The 15,836-nt window shown below is 69.7% G+C and carries 11 protein-coding genes; 3 read left to right on the top strand and 8 right to left on the bottom strand.

Going from position 1 to position 15,836, the window contains the following annotated elements; all coding sequences use genetic code 11:
* Positions 1-86: 86 nt before the first annotated feature.
* From ACZ6CL_RS33815 to ACZ6CL_RS33805, 3 genes are read right to left on the bottom strand one after another with little or no spacing between them, the layout of a single operon-like run.
* Positions 87-1,025, bottom strand: coding sequence for an ACP S-malonyltransferase (locus ACZ6CL_RS33815; protein ID WP_468942948.1), 939 nt, complete (start codon positions 1,023-1,025; stop codon positions 87-89).
* A 54-nt stretch (positions 1,026-1,079) separates the two neighbouring features.
* Entirely contained in the window at positions 1,080-2,624 is a 1,545-nt protein-coding gene (locus ACZ6CL_RS33810; protein WP_468942945.1) for an ABC transporter permease, read from the bottom strand.
* A complete protein-coding gene (locus ACZ6CL_RS33805) occupies positions 2,621-3,634 on the bottom strand; it encodes an ABC transporter ATP-binding protein (protein ID WP_468942942.1) in 1,014 nt (337 codons plus the stop codon). Before ACZ6CL_RS33805 ends, ACZ6CL_RS33810 begins: the two co-directional genes overlap by 4 nt.
* A 373-nt stretch (positions 3,635-4,007) precedes the next feature.
* Between ACZ6CL_RS33805 and ACZ6CL_RS33800 the strand changes: the two genes are divergently transcribed.
* Together ACZ6CL_RS33800 and ACZ6CL_RS33795 are read left to right on the top strand one after the other, a co-directional pair.
* Positions 4,008-4,619 carry a thioesterase II family protein gene (locus ACZ6CL_RS33800; protein ID WP_468942939.1) on the top strand — a complete coding sequence of 204 codons (612 nt, stop codon included), beginning with the start codon at positions 4,008-4,010 and terminating at the stop codon, positions 4,617-4,619.
* A 55-nt stretch (positions 4,620-4,674) separates the two neighbouring features.
* Complete coding sequence (locus ACZ6CL_RS33795) at positions 4,675-6,084, top strand: class I adenylate-forming enzyme family protein (protein WP_468942936.1); 1,410 nt, start codon at positions 4,675-4,677, stop codon at positions 6,082-6,084.
* Between the two features lie 85 nt (positions 6,085-6,169).
* Here ACZ6CL_RS33795 and ACZ6CL_RS33790 read toward each other — a convergent pair whose 3' ends face one another.
* Positions 6,170-7,828 (bottom strand): flavin monoamine oxidase family protein, encoded by a 1,659-nt coding sequence (locus tag ACZ6CL_RS33790; protein WP_468942933.1) that lies wholly within the window; start codon positions 7,826-7,828, stop codon positions 6,170-6,172.
* A 39-nt stretch (positions 7,829-7,867) separates the two neighbouring features.
* Positions 7,868-10,672: an AAA family ATPase gene (locus tag ACZ6CL_RS33785; RefSeq protein WP_468942930.1), complete on the bottom strand. Its 2,805-nt coding sequence runs from the start codon at positions 10,670-10,672 to the stop codon at positions 7,868-7,870.
* A gap of 569 nt (positions 10,673-11,241) precedes the next feature.
* On the opposite strand from ACZ6CL_RS33785, the gene ACZ6CL_RS33780 reads away from it, so the two are divergent.
* Positions 11,242-12,294: a sulfotransferase gene (locus ACZ6CL_RS33780; RefSeq protein ID WP_468942928.1), complete on the top strand. Its 1,053-nt coding sequence runs from the start codon at positions 11,242-11,244 to the stop codon at positions 12,292-12,294.
* A 95-nt stretch (positions 12,295-12,389) separates the two neighbouring features.
* Here the strand turns inward: ACZ6CL_RS33780 and ACZ6CL_RS33775 are convergent, their stop codons facing one another.
* Genes ACZ6CL_RS33775 through ACZ6CL_RS33765 form a run of 3 tightly spaced genes read right to left on the bottom strand, consistent with a single transcriptional unit; the run spans position 12,390 to position 15,827 of the window.
* A complete protein-coding gene (locus tag ACZ6CL_RS33775; RefSeq protein ID WP_468942926.1) occupies positions 12,390-13,136 on the bottom strand; it encodes a succinate dehydrogenase/fumarate reductase iron-sulfur subunit in 747 nt (248 codons plus the stop codon).
* A complete protein-coding gene (locus ACZ6CL_RS33770; protein WP_468942924.1) occupies positions 13,133-15,079 on the bottom strand; it encodes a fumarate reductase/succinate dehydrogenase flavoprotein subunit in 1,947 nt (648 codons plus the stop codon). Before ACZ6CL_RS33770 ends, ACZ6CL_RS33775 begins: the two co-directional genes overlap by 4 nt.
* Position 15,080: 1 nt before the next feature.
* Positions 15,081-15,827, bottom strand: a complete 747-nt coding sequence (locus ACZ6CL_RS33765) for a succinate dehydrogenase cytochrome b subunit (protein ID WP_468942922.1) — start codon at positions 15,825-15,827, stop codon at positions 15,081-15,083.
* Positions 15,828-15,836 lie beyond the last annotated feature (9 nt).

Raw genomic sequence — 15,836 nt, 5'->3', positions numbered from 1 at the left:
CCCTCCTCGGAGGGGGCGGGGCCCGGCCCTTCTGCTGTGTGCTGTGTGCTGTGCGGGTGTCGCGGCGCTTGAGCGCGGAGAGGGGATCAGCGCTTACGGGCGGGGCGCGAGCGCTTGCCCGGCCCCACCGTTACGACCTCGAAGTTGGACTTGGTGCGGTCCAGCCGGTGGAAGAGGTTGTCCGGGCCGGTGATGTACATCTTCGACACCCCGGCGCCCTTCAGCGTGTCCACGACCTTGGGCCAGTGGATGGGCAGGTCGAAGGTGTCCAGCAGCATCGTGCGCAGCTCACCGGCCGAGGTCACGATCGTGCCCTCCTGGTCGGTGACCACGGGAAGCTTCGGGTCGAGGAGGTCGTACTTCGGCAGGATCTCCTCGGCGGCCCGGCGCCGCAGCTCCGCGAACGCGGGCGCGTGCACCGCCGGGACCATGGTGTACATGGAGTAGCCGCCGGCCTCGCTGATCGCCTTCTTGAACCCGTCCAGCTCCTTCTCGCGCAGCGAGACCATGAAGAAGCCGTCGTCGAGATGGCCCGAGTAGTCGTACCACTCACCGCGCTCACCGAGTTCGGTGAGGATGTCCGTCAGCTTCTCCTGCGGGGTGCGGACGAAGGTGTGGGTGACCGCGTCCTGGTACTCCTCGGTGAAGTACGTGTGCTCACAGCGGGCCAGCTCCGCGGTGAGCCGCACCACCTCGGGGAACGGCAGCGAACCGACGTAGGCCGTCGCCGCCTTCTGCCCGAAGCTGGGGCCCACGCACAGGTCCGGGACGAGGCCGTGCTCCTGCTCGGCCCGGTCCGCCGAGGCCATCGAGTTCACCAGGAAGGCGACCTGGGTGGCCTCGTCGTAGTCGTCCTCGGAGTCGCGGAGCCGGTCGAAGACCGAGTAGCCCAGCGCCTCGTCGGCCTCGGCGAGCCGCTTCCGGGCGAACGGGTCGAGCGTCAGGAACCTGCCCACCTCGGAGAAGCCGGAAGGTCCCATGCCCGGGAAAACAATGGCTGTCTTGGTCTGCTCGGATGCCGTCATGGTGTGGTGCCTTACTCTCTGGACCCGCCGTCGCTCGGGCCTGTCGCTCGTCGCTCAGTCCTGCGCCCGGCGGTTGAAGCCCCGGATGCCGATGAACCCGAAAACCAGGAGGGACGCCGCGATGGCGCACGCGCAGATCCACAGCGGGATCGACGGCGGCACGCCGGGCGCGTCGGGCAGCAGCAGCCCCCGCATCGCCTCGGTGACGTAGGTCAGCGGGTTGAAGGTGCACAGGATCTGGAACCAGCGGACACCGTCCAGGCTCCGCCACGGGAACTGCGTGGCCCCGGTGAACATGATCGGGGTGAGCGTCATGGCGAAGACGATGGAGATGTGGCGCGCGGGCGCCAGGGTGCCGAGGGTGAGCCCGACCGCACCGCCGACCAGTCCGCCGAGGCTGAGGATGCCCAGGGTCTCCGGCATCTTGGACAGCGGCCAGGAGACGCCGTCCAGCAGCAGCAGACCGATCGGGATCATGACCAGGGCGCCGATCACCCCGCGGATCGCTCCGAACAGCGCCTTCTCCACCGCCACCAGGCCGGTCGGGAGTGGCGAGAGCAATCGGTCCTCGATCTCCTTGGTCCAGGAGAAGTCGATGGCCAGGGGCAACGCGGTGTTCTGCAGGGAGACCAGGAAGCTGTTGAGCGCCACCACACCGGGCAGCAGCACCTGCTGGAACCCGGGCTGGGTCATGCCGATCTCGCCGAGCACCTTGCCGAAGACGAACAGCATGAAGAACGGTTCCACGATGACCTGTCCCAGGAAGGGACCGATCTCGCGGCCGGTGACGAAGATGTCGCGCCACAGGATGAAGAAGAACGTCCGCCACCGGTTGGCGCGGCGCCGGTGGCGTCCGCCGCGGCGCTTCCCATCGGGCAGATCGAGTTCGAGCGCGGGCTCCGGCTCGGGCTCGGTGAGGGGCGCGCGGGCCTCGGCCGCCGCGATGATGCTGTTCAGAGCGGCCTTGGCGTCCTGTGCGGCCTGGGAGGCCGACGGGGCCGGTATGGGCTTGATGACCAGGGTCAGCGTGTCGCCGATGTCGCTCTGCCGGGGGCCCGTGTCCCCGGCCGGGTGCGGCCTGGCCTCCTGCCTGGCCTCAGGGGGCCGGGTCTCATGGGACCTGGCCTCGTACGGCTTGGGCTCGTGCTTGACCGGCGGGACGGCGGGGGGCTTCCGGTCCGTGACAGCGGGCAGAGGGGCGCGCTGCTTGGCCGGGACGAGCGCGGTCCGGGTGTCCTCGAAACCCTCGTCCTCGGCGGCCCTGGGGTCGGTGGCCCTTGGGTCGGCGGCCCTCGGATCGGCTGCCCTGGGGTCGGCCGCCCTCGGGTCGGTGGCCCTCGGATCGCCTGTCCTCGGAGCAGTCGCCCTCGGATCGGCGGCCCTGTTCCCGTCCGGCTTGGCGCCCGGGATCCCGAAGTCCGAGGTCCTGAAGTTCTTGGTCCTGGTGTCGGCGGGCTGGCGCTCGGCGCCCCGGTCGGCGGAGGCCTCCTGGCCGCCCCGGCTCGCGGACGCCGCCGCACCCGTCTCGGGCTTCTCCTCACCGGCCTCGCCACCGGTGTTCTGGCCCGTCGAGGACGGGGGGCGTGCGGAGGAGCTCATCGCATCTCCTTCCCCGTCAGCTCGACAAACACGTCTTCCAGGCTCGCCTTGCTCACATTCAGGTCCTTGATTTCACAGCCGGTGTCGGACAGGGCCTTGATGACGGTGGGCAGCAGCACGGAGGACGACGCGTTGCTGTAGACCTTCATGCGGAAGGTCCCGTCGGCGTCGGCTCCGCCCTGCGCGGTGGGGTCCTCCTGCTGCAGCACCTCGACCCGTTCCGCGACACCGAGGCTCTGCACCATCTGGACCACGCCGTTCATACCGCTGTACGGCGGCCGCACCGTCACGGTCAGGGCGGTGTTGCTCATCCTGCTGGTCAGCGCCTCAGGGGTGTCCAGCGCGAGCAGCTTGCCGTGGTCGACGATGCCGATCCGGTCACACAGCCTGGAGGCCTCCTCCATGTCGTGGGTGGTGAGCACCACCGTGACGCCACGGCTCTTGAGTTCGGACACCCGGTCGCGCACGAAGATCTGCGACTGCGGGTCCAGGCCGGTGGCCGGTTCGTCGAGGAACAGCACCCGGGGGCGGTGCATCAGCGCCCGGGCGATCATCACGCGCTGCGCCTGACCACCGGAGACCTGGTCCGCCCGGGCCTTGGCGTGGTCGGAGAGGCCGAGCCACTCCAGGCTCTCGTCCGCCAGCCGACCGCGCTCCGCACGGGAGAGCCCGTGGTAACCGGCGTGGAACGTGAGGTTCTGACGGATCGTCAGCGACCGGTCGAGATTGTTGCGCTGCGGCACGACGGCGAAGGACTGCCGGGCCACCGCGGGCCTGGCTATCACATCGACGCCCTGGACGAAGGCGCGTCCGCCGGTGGGGGCGATCCGGGTGGTCAGGATGCCGATGGTGGTGGTCTTGCCGGCTCCGTTGGGGCCGAGGAAGCCGAAGACCTCACCGTGCCGCACCGTGAAGCTGAGATTGTCGACCGCCGGGACGGGGCGCCCGGGGTATTTCTTGACCAAGCCGTCGACAACGGCGGCGAAATCAATGGGACGTGTTGTGTTCATCGCTGTCGTCGCACCGAATTTAATTGGCTTGAGGAGAACATTCTTTGCCTCATGTTTAACACAGCCGCTTGACTCGGGGCTCGTAACTGCCTCCAGTTTAGGGGGTGGTGACGCAAGTGAGGGGGGTTGAGGGGGCGCCCCGCCTCCCATACCACGCCGGGATGGCGCGGTACCCGCGCATAACCCGTACGTCGAATAGCGGTTACTAGGGGTTGTGGCGCAGGAGAAGGGCTCATAGCCTCACGGAGTCAGCGCCTCGGACGAGCGTGGTCGACGCGCCCCACCGGGTACTCGTGCCCGGCCCCTCAGTGAAATCCCGGGGATGTGCTCCTTGAGCCAGATCAAGCCCGATGATGTGGGCCTTATTAGGATATTGCAAACGGAAACTCCGAGCAGTTTCCGACTGATCTGTTTCCCGGAGTCCGCCCGCTCCACCGCGTACTACCTCTCCCTGTCCGAGCTGCTGCTGCCCACGGTGGAGGTGCTGGCGATCCAGTACCCCCTGTGCGCCGGGAGCGAGGACGGCGACGACGAGCGGCTGACCGACTCCCCGGAACTGGCCGACCGGATCTTCGGTGCGCTGGGGGAGTGGATGGACCGCCCACTCGCCTTCTTCGGCCACCGGGCCGGCGCCGACCTGGCCTACCGCGTGGCCGAGCGCCTGGAACGGGAGACCGGGACGCCGCTGCTGACCCTGTTCGTATCCGGCCGGACCGCGCACTGGGGCATGACCCTGGGGCCGCCGGCGCTCGGCTGCCGGATCGTCGCCCTCGCCGGTGAGGGGGACCCCAGGACCCCGCTGCGCGGAGTACGGGCCTGGCGGCGGCGTACGAGCGGACGATTCGACCTCGAGGTGTTTCCCGGCTCCTACGGCTACCTCGAGTCGAGTCGACGAGAGGTCGTCAACCTGGTGCACGACCAGTTGCTCTCGCAGTCCACCGTCGATGCCGAGTGGGAAACCGGCGCCGAAGACAAGGGAGCCTAGGGGGACAAGCCCAGGGCTGCCCGTACTCCTGAGTGAAAAGGAAAGAGTACGTTCGATGACCGCGAAGATCTACGCGCTCGACTCGGTGCAGACCCTGGCCGACTTCGAGCTTGACGCGATCCGCGTCGCCGATGTGATCCGCGAGCACGGGGTCGCCCCGGGTGACCGCGTCATCCTCAAGGCGGGCAACTCCGCCGCCTACGTCAGCGTGTTGTTCGCCCTCATGCACGTCGGCGCCTCCATCGTGCTGATCGACCAGCAGGAGCACCCCGACGAGACCCGGCGGATAGCCCGGCGCACCGGCGCCGAGATCGCCTTCGTCGACGACGACTCCCCGATCCACGACGACGCCCGCGTGGTGAACCTCTACGAGCTGATCGCCCCGGCGGCGGGCCGCCCGCTCAGCACCCGTGAGCTGTCGTTCGACGCCTGGGCCGACCGGCAGGACGGCCTCATCATGTGGACGTCCGGCTCCACCGGCGAGCCCAAGGGCGCGGTCAAGTCCGGCCGTAAGTTCCTCACCAACCTGGAGCGCAACGCCGCCCAGGTGGGGCACCGGGAGGACGACGTCCTGCTGCCGCTGCTGCCCTTCGCCCACCAGTACGGGCTGTCCATGGTGCTCATCGCCTGGCTCACCCGCTGCTCCCTGGTGATCGCCCCCTACAAGCGCCTGGACCGGGCCGTGCAGATGGCCGGGCGGACCGGTGCGACGGTGATCGACGCCACCCCGTCGAGCTACCGCACCATGCTCAACCTGGTCGGCCGCAAGCCCTCGCTGCGGGCGCGGCTGGAGCAGGTCCGCATGTTCTGCTCGGGCGCGGCACCGCTCGACGGCGCGCTCTCCGACGGCTACGTCGCCGAGTTCGGGCTGCCGCTGCTGGACAGCTACGGCAGCACCGAGCTGGGCAACATCGCCTTCGCCACCCTGGAGAACCCGGTCTCCTGCGGCCGCGCCATGGACGGCATCAAGGTGCGCGTCATCGACGAGTCCGGCGTCCCGGCCGCCCCCGGACAGGCCGGTGAGATCGAGGTCGACACCCCGGACGCGCTGGAGGGCCACGTCGCCGAGGACGGCACCCTCGACGCCATGCCGACCGGCTGGCACGCCACCGGCGACCTCGGCTACCTCGACGAGGACGACAACCTCTTCGTCCTGGGCCGGAAGTTCGCGGTGCACCGCTACGGCTATCTGCTCTACCCCGAGCTGGTCGAGCGCAAGGCCGCCGTCGCGCACATCTCCACCCGGATCGTGCCGCTCCCCGACGAGCGCCGCCGGGGCGACGTCCAGCTGGTCTTCTTCGTCGAGGACGAGGAGGGGCGGGACGCCAAGTACTGGCGCGAGCGGCTGTGTGAGGTGCTGCCGGTCTACGAGCAGCCCAACCGGGTCGAGGTGCTGGACGCCTTCCCGCTCAACCGCAACGGCAAGCCGGACAAGCGCCGTCTGGAAGAGATCGCGCGCGGTTAGACGTGGAGAAGAAAGAGGGGCCGGTGCTGCGCACCGGCCCCTCTTTGCTTCTAGGGAAACCCCTAGTCCAGAACTAGGGAGACCCCTAGTCGTACGGCAGCTCTACGGGAGCCAGGCCGGGGAAGCGGTCGCCCGGGCCCGGGTTGTCCGGGGGCGTGGCGCCGCCCAGGTGGTTGAGCACTCCCCACACCGCGTTGAGCGCCGTGGTCACCGCGCCCTCCGCGAATCCGGCCGTCCACGACACGTCGTCCCCGCACAGGAAGAAGCCGCGCTGCTCCGGAGCCATGTCCTCCTGCATGAACTGGGTGAACAGCCGCCGCTGGTAGCGGTAGTGGCCGGGCAGGTTGGACTTGAACGCGCCCATGAAGCGCGGCTCGGTCTCCCAGGTGACGGTCAGCGGCCCGGCGACGATGTGCGAGCGGATGTCGACGTCCGGGTAGATCGCGCCCAGCTGGCTCAGCAGCCGCTCCAGCCGCTCCTCGGCCGGGAGCGTGGCGACCTTCAGCGAGTCGTCGTTCCAGGTGTACGACAGGCACATCACCCCGGGCCGGTCGGGCCCGTGGTCGAACAGGTAGACCCCGCGCGGCATCCGGTCGGTGAGCGTCATGCTCATCACGTCGTGCCCGGTCGCCGGGTCGGTGTCCCGCCAGAACGGCCGGTCGACCAGCACGAACAGCTTGGACGCGCCCATGTAGTGGGTGCGCTCCACCGCTGTCCACAACGGGGTGGACAGCAGCGCCGGATCGCAGTCGATCCGGTGCAGCAGCGTCCACACATGTGGGCTGAAGACCACCGCGGGGAACTCCCGCTCCTCGCCGCTCTCGTCCGCCACGCGGACGCCGTCCGCAGTACGCCGGAGCCGGGTGACCGCGGGCCGCGGCCGGCCGCCGTGCAGCGACGCCAGCGAGGTGCCCCGCGGCCAGTGCGCGAGCGTCTCGGGCCGGTGCTCCCACAGTCCGCGCGGCACCTGGGAGGAGCCGCCGACGATGCCGACCTGGTTGTCGTCGGCCTCGGTGACCACGACGCGCAGGATCTCCAGCACCGAGTTGGGGAAGTCGGTGTCCCAGCCGCCGGTGCCGAAGCCGACCTGCCCGAAGATCTCCCGGTGCCGGAACGACTGGAAGGTGGGGGAGGTGGCCAGGAAGCCGTAGAAGGACTGGTCGTCGAACTCCCTGACCAGCCGGTTCCACACGGCCTTGAGGGTGGCGGTGTCCCGCTGCTGGATGGCGTCGCGCACCGTGGACAGCTCGGCCCGCTCCTGGAGCGCCTTCTCCCAGGCGTCGGCGACCTCCTGGTAGACGTCCGGCAGGTCATCGGGGGTGCGAGCCCGGTCGCGGTCGCCGTTCAGGTCGATCAGCGTGCTCGGGGTGGCCGGCGCCAGCGGATTGGGAAAGGGCCGGGTGCGCAGGCCCAGCAGGTCGATGTAGTGGAACAGCGACCGCGCGGAGACGGGAAAGCGCATGGCGCCCATTTCCGCCTTGTATTCCGGATTCCCGGGGAAGGGCGTGGAACGCATCCGGCCGCCCAATTGTTCCGCTTCGTAGAGAACCGGACGAAGTCCCAGGCGCATCAGCTCATATGCCGCGGTGAGTCCGGACATACCACCGCCGATGACGGCGACTTCCGTGCCGTGCGTCGCGCTCGGCAGGGCACCGAGACCGGCTGGATGGCGCAGCCAGTTGTCGTAGGAGAAGGGAAAGTCCGGCACCAGCATCGTCGTGGCAGCCGTGATCGCGGACGTCATGGGATGAACCTCTTGGGGCCGAGCGGTACCGCGGGGAGATCAGGCGGTGTAGGCGACATCGAATTCCAGGCTCGAGGGCAGATCCCGGCGCTGACTTATGTTGATTTTCCGGTAGACCCGGGTGAGGTGCTGCTCCACGGTCGAGATGGTGATGTAGAGCTTGGCGGCGATCTCGCGGTTGGTGTAGCCCGAGGCGGCGAGTGCGGCCACCCGGCTCTCGGCGTCGGACAGTTCGGAGAACGCGGTGGTGTCCTCGCCGGTGCGGGCCGCCTCCGACAGGGCCGAGCGCCCCGGAGTCCGCTGCAGGGAGCGGGACAGCTCCTCGGCGCCGCAGTTGTCCGCGAGCCACAGGGCCCGCCGGGTCATCAGCCGGCCGCTGTCCAGATCGCCGAGTTGCTTGTGCGCCTCGGCGAGATCCGCCAGCGCCCGCGCCATCTCGTAGCAGCCGCCGCTGGACCGGAGCGCCCCCACCGCCTGCTCGAGCAGGGCGGGCCGCTCGGTCAGCGGCCGGGTGGCGGCCAGGACGCGCAGCGCGGCGCCACGGGTGCGGGAGGGGGTCTCACCGGTCAGCTCCAGCTGCTCCTCCGCCAGCCGGGCCGCCCGCTCGTGGCCGCCCAGGGTCAGCCAGGTCTCGGCGGCACCGAGCCGCCAGGCCAGGGTGGCGGGCGAGTCCAGGCCCCAGGCGGCCATCTTCTCGCCGCAGGCGCGGAAGTCGGTGAGGGCCGCGTGCTGGCGGCCGGTGGCCAGCTGATGCCGGGCCCGGGCGTAGAGGTAGTGCAGCCCGAAGCGGTTCCGGTACATCTCCTCCGGCACCGGGCGGGCCAGCAGTTCGGCGGCCGCGTCATGGTTGCCCATCGCGGTGTGCGCGTTGATCAGCATCCCGAGCGGCATGCCGACGGTGACCCCCCAGCCGCGCGCCGGAAGCTCCTCCAGCGCCCGTTCCGCGTACCGGATCGTGTCCCGCAGCTGTCCGGCGCGCAGTGCTGTCTGGGCCCGCAGCACGCAGAAGTAGGCCAGCAGCGCCTTGGCGCCGCGCTCCGCCGTCGCCTCGATCAGCCGATCGCACCAGACGGCGGCGGTGGCGTGGCGGTCCGCGTACACCAGCGCCTGCAGCGCCGCGTGCGCCGTCAGCATCGTCCGGTCGGAGAGCTGGACGGTCTCCAGCACCCGTTCCGCGGCCCGCACGGCGCCCTCGTCGGCGCCCCGGTTCAGCACCGTCCGCAGCGCCCTGAGCGCGATGAGCTGGGGGGATTCGGGGGTCTGGTCCGGCGACGGCGCGTTCTCGTCCCACGGGCCGAGGGGCTCCTCCTGATGCAGGAAAGGCCGCAGTTCGGGGTGGTCGGGGTAGGTGGTGGAGAGCGCCAGACCGATGCTCCGCAGACCCGTGTCGAGCTGGGTGTCCGGGTTCTCGGCGGCGGTCCGGCTGACCTGTCCGAGGGCGGCGGCCGCGTCGACCATCCGTCCGAACCCCAGCAGCCCGATGATCACATCGAGGGTGTGCCGCGTCGGCAGCAGTCCGCTGCCCGCCGGGCTGGCCAGCGACTGGAGCCGCCGCATCTGGGAGAGCGGGTTGAACGGCCACATGGCCTTGACCATGGTGGCCTGGAGGATCAGCGCCTCGCGTTCATCGGTGCTGCAACGGTCCGCCATCTGCAGGCAGTTCATCGCCAGTTCCCGGCGGTCGGCGGCGATCGCGTGCTCGGCGGCGTCCCGCAGCGCCTGCGGAATCCACTCCTCGACCGGCTCGGACACCTCGTGGCTGAGCAGGTGGCGGGCCACGTCGACGGGGTCGGCGCCCTCCTCGTACAGCAGCCGGGCGGCCCGGTGGTGCAGCGGTCCCAGCTCCTCCATCTCCAGGTCCTCCAGGAGCGCGGCGCGCACCGCGTCGCTGCGGAAGTGCCCGTCGTGCAGGATCCCCACCTCGGTGAGCGTCGCGACGGATCGCCGTACCAGGCGCTCCTCGACCTCGATCACCCTGCTCAGCAGGGGAACGGACAGGGCGTCACCCAGCAGCGCGATCCCATGGGCCACCCGGCGGTGGGCGGAGCCGCCGCGGTACACGCAGGACAGCGCCGCCTGCCGGAACAGCTCCCCGGCCACCGGGGAGCCCGGCGCGGTGTGACGGGGGCTCCGGGCGAGGTGGGAGAACTGGTCGTCCAGGAGCCCGCGCAGCAGCAGCAGGTTGCCGCCCGTCATGTCATGGAACGCGGTGGCGTGGTGCTCGGCCTCCTCGGCGCCCGACTCCCTGGTCAGCAGCGTGGTGACGCCCTCGACGGTGAGCGGGGCGAGCCGTACGTGGCACACCTTCGGCCCGTGCAGCAGCTCGTCCAGCGCCGGGGTGGCGGGCCCGGTCAGCGATCCGCGGCTCACCACGACGGACAGCGCCCCGGAGCGGCACCGGCGGATGCCGTAGGCCAGACATCGCAGCGACGGCAGATCGGCGAACTGGACGTCGTCGATCGCGATCAGCAGCGGGGCGTCCTCGGTCAGTTCCTCCAGCGTGCGGTGGAATTCCTGGAGGAGCGGGAGGTCGGCCTGGTCCGGGCCGTACGGATCCGGGGACGCCTCGACGCCCGGCCGCGGCCGGGCGTGCCGAAGGCGCGCGGGCATGCCCTGGTAGAGCTGATCGAGCGCGGCGTACGGGAATTTCTGCTCCGAAGCGGAGGCGACGGCGGGCAGCACCCGGACGCCCCGCGCACCCGCGGTGTCCGTCACCGCGTGCAGCAGCGCGGTCTTTCCCGACGCCACGGCACCGCTGATGACGGCGAGTCGGCTTCCCTCCCGCGCGTCCTCGAAGAGGAGACGATTGAGCCGAGCTGTCTCCTGATCGCGCTCCACCAACACGTACGAAACACCTTCCCCGAATTCACTCGTGCGCAGGGGTGGTTAAACACCTTGCATGGTGCACCTGGTCACGCACTGTCCCCTGAGATGAAAAATACCGCGCCGCGGTTCAGTGCTCCTGTCCCTTCCGTCGTCGCACCCTCTGCGGCGGCATGACTGCTCTGCGTCATGCTGTGTGTTCGATGTCATGTCGTGCGTTCTCAACTCCTCCCGGTCAGGCTGGGGCCTTGCCAACCGTGCAACAGGGGTGTGGAGTAAGTGGGCACTCTAGCAGTGCTGTTGGTGCGAAAAGATGACCGCCTTGCGCGGGGGAATGTGTTCGATTAAGGTCACGGCGCCGCGACCGGGGTGTGAGGCCCCGTACGGCTGCTCGACCCGGACTCCAGTGCTGATAGGGCGATGCGTGACGGTGGGTAACGCCCCTGTCGGATGTGTAGGTTGCGCAAAAGTTTCGGAAACTCTGGAACGCGTGATGCGCTTCTCGCGTCGCGTTGTGATGCGTTTCCCCTGGTGTGCCATGGCCACTATGGGAATGCTGAGTTGCACGAGCAAATGTAAGGAAAGTACGCGTGCTCAATCAGAAGTTGACCTTCGTTGTCGGCACCGGTCGCTGCGGTTCGACGGCCCTCTCCAAGGTCATTAATCTTCATCCAGACGTTCTCAGTGTCAACGAATTGTTCGCCAGCATTCCCGCTTGGGAGGTGTCGGCGGTGCTGGACGAGACCCCGCTGAGCGGCCCGGAGTTCTGGGAATATCTGTCCCGGCCCAACGCGGTCAGTGATGTTTTGGTCAAGAATGGGGCCATCCCGCCCGAGTTCCTCTACCACCGGGTGCCCGAGCGGCGGTTCGACGCCACGACCACCGGCATCCCGGCCATCAGCGGCATGGTGCTGCCCCATCTGACCGATGAACCGGACGCGCTCTTCGATGAGTTGGAGTCCGAGGTCACCTCCTGGCCCACGCGCCGCCCGGCGGATCACTGGTGGGCCCTCTTCGGCACCCTCGGCGCGCGGTTCGGCAACCCCGGCGCCGTCGTCGAGCGCAGCGGTATGTCCATCGGCCGGGTCACGGAAATGCACCGCGCCTTTCCCGAGGCGCGGTTTGTTCATCTCTACCGCGAAGGCCCTGACTGCGCCGTTTCCATGAGCCGGCATGTCAGCTTCCGCATGCTTCCGCTGGGGCATGAGATGGCCGCTCGCTGCGGTCTGGAGTCGCCGTATGAGCTGACCCCGGAGCACGCGTCCCAGCTCCCGTCCGACCTCGCTCCGCTGCTGGGCGACGAGTGGGACCCGGCCCTGGTGATGGACCGCCCCATTCCGATCGACACGTTCGGCAGCATCTGGTCCGGTGTGATCGTCGACGGTCTGCAGAAGCTGGAGGCGGTCCCGGCGTCACAGCGCACCGGGCTGAGTTACGAGGCCCTGCTGGAGGAGCCGGAGAAGGAACTGATCCGGCTGGCCGAGTTCATCGGCGTGGAACCGCACCGGACCTGGCTGGACGCGTCCGTCGCACTGCTCGACGGCGGCCGCCCCGGCGCCGCGCGGAAGCTGCCCGAGGCGGAGCTGGAGCCGCTGCTCGAATCCTGTAGCCCGGGCATGCGGGCGCTGGCCGCCCACCCGTAGGACGCCCACCTGTACAACATGAGTGCCCGGCAACGGCCCCGCCGGAGGCCGCTGCCGGGCGTGTCCCCCTTTTCAGGAGCGGCCCTTGAGGCTTCTCAGGAGCGGCCCTTGAGGCTCGCTCGCAGGAACTCCCGGTTCATGGTCGAGATGGACTGGAGCGGGATGCCCTTCGGGCAGGCCACCGCGCACTCACCGGTGTTGGTGCAGCCGCCGAAGCCCTCCTCGTCCATCGTGCCGACCATGTCCAGCACCCGGGACTCGCGCTCGGGCTGCCCCTGCGGCAGCACGTTCAGATGCGTCACCTTCGCCGAGGTGAACAGCATCGCCGAACCATTGGGGCAGGCCGCCACGCACGCCCCGCACCCGATGCACTCCGCGTGCTCGAACGCGGTGTCCGCGACCGGCTTCGGCACGGGCGTGGCGTGCGCCTCCGGGGCGCTCCCGGTCGGGGCGGAGACGAAGCCGCCCGAACCGATGATCCGGTCGAACGCCGACCGGTCCACCACCAGGTCCTTGACGACGGGGAAGGCGGCGGCCCGCCACGGCTCCACGTCGATGGTGTCGCCGTCCTGGAAGTGCCGCATGTGCAGCTGACAGGTGGTGGTGCGCACCGGGCCGTGAGCCTGCCCGTTGATCACCATGCCGCACGCCCCGCAGATGCCCTCGCGGCAGTCGTGGTCGAACGCGACGGGCTCATCCCCGCGCAGGATCAGCTGCTCGTTGAGCGTGTCGAGCATCTCCAGGAAGGACATCTCGGGCGAGATGCCCTCGACTTCGTACACGGTCAGGGCGCCCGGCTCCTCGGGGCCGCGCTGGCGCCAGATCCGCAGGGTGAGCCTCATGCGTAACTCCGCTGGGTGGGGTGGACGTACGCGAAGACCAGCTCTTCGCGGTGCAGCACGGGCGCCCGGCCCGTGCCCGTGAACTGCCATGCGGCCGCGTAGGAGAACGCCTCGTCGTCGCGGGCCGCCTCGCCGTCCGGGGTCTGGCTCTCCTCGCGGAAGTGGCCGCCGCAGGACTCGGCGCGGTGCAGCGCGTCCAGGCACATCAGCTCGGCCAGCTCCAGGTAGTCGACGACCCGGTTGGCCTTCTCCAGCGACTGGTTCAGCTCCGCACCGCGGCCCGGCACCTTGATCCGCCGCCAGAACTCCTCGCGCAGCGCCGGGATGCGTTCCAGCGCCTTGCGCAGCCCGGGCTCGGTGCGGGCCATGCCGCACTCGTCCCACAGCAGCTCGCCCAGCTCCCGGTGGAAGGAGTCGGGGGTGCGGTCGCCGTCGTTCTCCAGCAGCCGCCGCAGCCGGTCGGTGACCGACAACAGGGCCTCGGTCACCGCCGGATGGCCCGGGTCGACCTCGTCGTGCGGATGGCGGGCGAGGTAGTCGTTGATGGTGGCCGGGAGGACGAAATAGCCGTCGGCCAGGCCCTGCATCAGGGCCGAGGCGCCGAGTCGGTTGGCGCCGTGGTCGGAGAAGTTGGCCTCGCCGATCGCGAACAGCCCGGGCACCGTGGTCTGGAGGTCGTAGTCGACCCACAGTCCGCCCATCGTGTAGTGGATGGCGGGGTAGATGCGCATCGGCACCTCGTACGGGTTCTCCGCCGTGATCAGCTGGTACATCTCGAAGAGGTTGCCGTACTTCTCCTCGACCGCCGCCCGGCCCATCCGCCCGATGGCGTCCGCGAAGTCCAGGTAGACGCCCTGCCCGCCGGGGCCCACCCCGCGCCCCTCGTCGCACACGTTCTTCGCGGCCCGGGAGGCGATGTCGCGCGGCACCAGATTGCCGAACGCCGGGTAGATCCGCTCCAGGTAGTAGTCGCGTTCGTCCTCCGGGATCGCGGCGGGCGGGCGCGTGTCGCCCTTCGCCTTCGGCACCCAGATGCGGCCGTCGTTGCGCAGCGACTCGCTCATCAGCGTCAGCTTGGACTGGTGGTCGCCGGAGCGCGGGATGCAGGTGGGGTGGATCTGGGTGAAGCAGGGGTTGGCGAAGTAGGCGCCGCGCCGGTGGGCCCGCCAGATCGCGGTGGCGTTGGAGTTCTTGGCGTTCGTGGACAGGTAGAAGACATTGCCGTAGCCGCCGGAGGCCAGCACCACGGCGTCCGCGAAGTGGGTGGAGACCTGGCCGGTGATCAGGTCGCGGGCCACGATGCCGCGGGCGCGCCCGTCGACCACGATCAGGTCGAGCATCTCGGTGCGCGCGTGCATCTCCACGTTGCCGGCCGCGATCTGGCGGCTGAGCGCCTGATACGCGCCGAGCAGCAGCTGCTGACCGGTCTGGCCGCGGGCGTAGAAGGTGCGGGAGACCTGGACGCCGCCGAACGAGCGGGTGTCCAGCAGACCGCCGTACTCCCGGGCGAACGGCACGCCCTGCGCCACGCACTGGTCGATGATCTCCACTGACACTTGGGCGAGCCGGTGCACATTGGACTCGCGGGCGCGGAAGTCGCCGCCCTTGACGGTGTCGTAGAAGAGGCGGCGGACGGAGTCGCCGTCGTTGCGGTAGTTCTTGGCGGCGTTGATCCCGCCCTGGGCGGCGATGGAGTGCGCCCGGCGCGGTGAGTCCTGATAGCAGAACTGCACGACGTGGTAGCCCTGTTCGGCCAGGGTCGCCCCGGCCGCGCCGCCCGCCAGCCCCGTACCGACCACGATGACCGTGTACTTGCGGCGGTTGGCCGGGTTGACCAGCTTCGCCTCGAAGCGGCGGCGGTCCCAGCGCCCCTCCACGGGCCCGTCCGGGGCCTTGGTGTCGGCGATCGGCTCACCGGTGGCGTAGTCCGTGTACGCGTTCATCTCAGCTCACCACTCCACTCATCACGCCGATGGGTACGGCGATGAAACCGCAGGTCAGGACGGCAGCCAGGCCGTTCGCGGCCAGTTTGAGGGCACGGTCGCGGCGCGGGCGGCCCGCGCCGAGGGTCTGGGCGGCGCTCCAGAAGCCGTGCCGGATGTGCAGGCCGAGGGCGAGCATCGCCACGATGTAGATGGTGTTGCCGTACCAGGTGGAGAACGTCGCCACGACGTTCTCGTACGGATGGCCGGGCTCGGCGCGCTCGTTCACCGTGAGCGTCGTCAGATCCAGGATGTGCCAGACGATGAACAGCCCGAGGATCACCCCGCCCCAGCGCATCGTGCGGGTCGCGTAGCTCGCCCGCCGCCGCTGGTGCGCGTAGCCGCGCGGCCTGGCCGCCAGATCCCGGCGGCTGAGCTGGTACGCGGCCACGCCGTGCAGCACGACGGCGGCCAGCAGCCCGACCCGGGCCAGCCACAGGAACCCCTCGTGCGGGAGGAACGGTTCGCCGAGGGTGCGCAGCCAGTGCGCGTAGCCGTTGAGGTCGCCGGGCCCGAAGAAGATCTTCAGGTTGGCGAGCATGTGGGCCACCAGGTAGCTCAGCATGATCAGCCCGGTGACGGCCATCACGGCCTTCTTACCGATGGTCGACCGCCACACGGAGCCGGTGAAGGACGGCTTCCGCGGCGGCTTCCGCTTCTGGCCGGGCCGCCGCTCGTGGCCCGTGTCCGTCCGTGTCGCCAGTGCCATGTCTGTGAC

The organism is Streptomyces sp. NPDC041200 (assembly GCF_055591805.1).
Note: the sequence above shows the minus strand (reverse complement) of the source record. Positions and strands in the feature narration are given on the sequence as shown.

Coding starts and splice junctions, on each gene's coding strand:
- ACZ6CL_RS33815 (WP_468942948.1), bottom strand. CDS start 1,025: ATGACGGCATCCGAGCAGACCAAGACAGCCATTGTTTTCCCGGGCATG.
- ACZ6CL_RS33810 (WP_468942945.1), bottom strand. CDS start 2,624: ATGAGCTCCTCCGCACGCCCCCCGTCCTCGACGGGCCAGAACACCGGT.
- ACZ6CL_RS33805 (WP_468942942.1), bottom strand. CDS start 3,634: ATGAACACAACACGTCCCATTGATTTCGCCGCCGTTGTCGACGGCTTG.
- ACZ6CL_RS33795 (WP_468942936.1), top strand. CDS start 4,675: ATGACCGCGAAGATCTACGCGCTCGACTCGGTGCAGACCCTGGCCGAC.
- ACZ6CL_RS33790 (WP_468942933.1), bottom strand. CDS start 7,828: ATGACGTCCGCGATCACGGCTGCCACGACGATGCTGGTGCCGGACTTT.
- ACZ6CL_RS33775 (WP_468942926.1), bottom strand. CDS start 13,136: ATGAGGCTCACCCTGCGGATCTGGCGCCAGCGCGGCCCCGAGGAGCCG.
- ACZ6CL_RS33770 (WP_468942924.1), bottom strand. CDS start 15,079: ATGAACGCGTACACGGACTACGCCACCGGTGAGCCGATCGCCGACACC.
- ACZ6CL_RS33765 (WP_468942922.1), bottom strand. CDS start 15,827: ATGGCACTGGCGACACGGACGGACACGGGCCACGAGCGGCGGCCCGGC.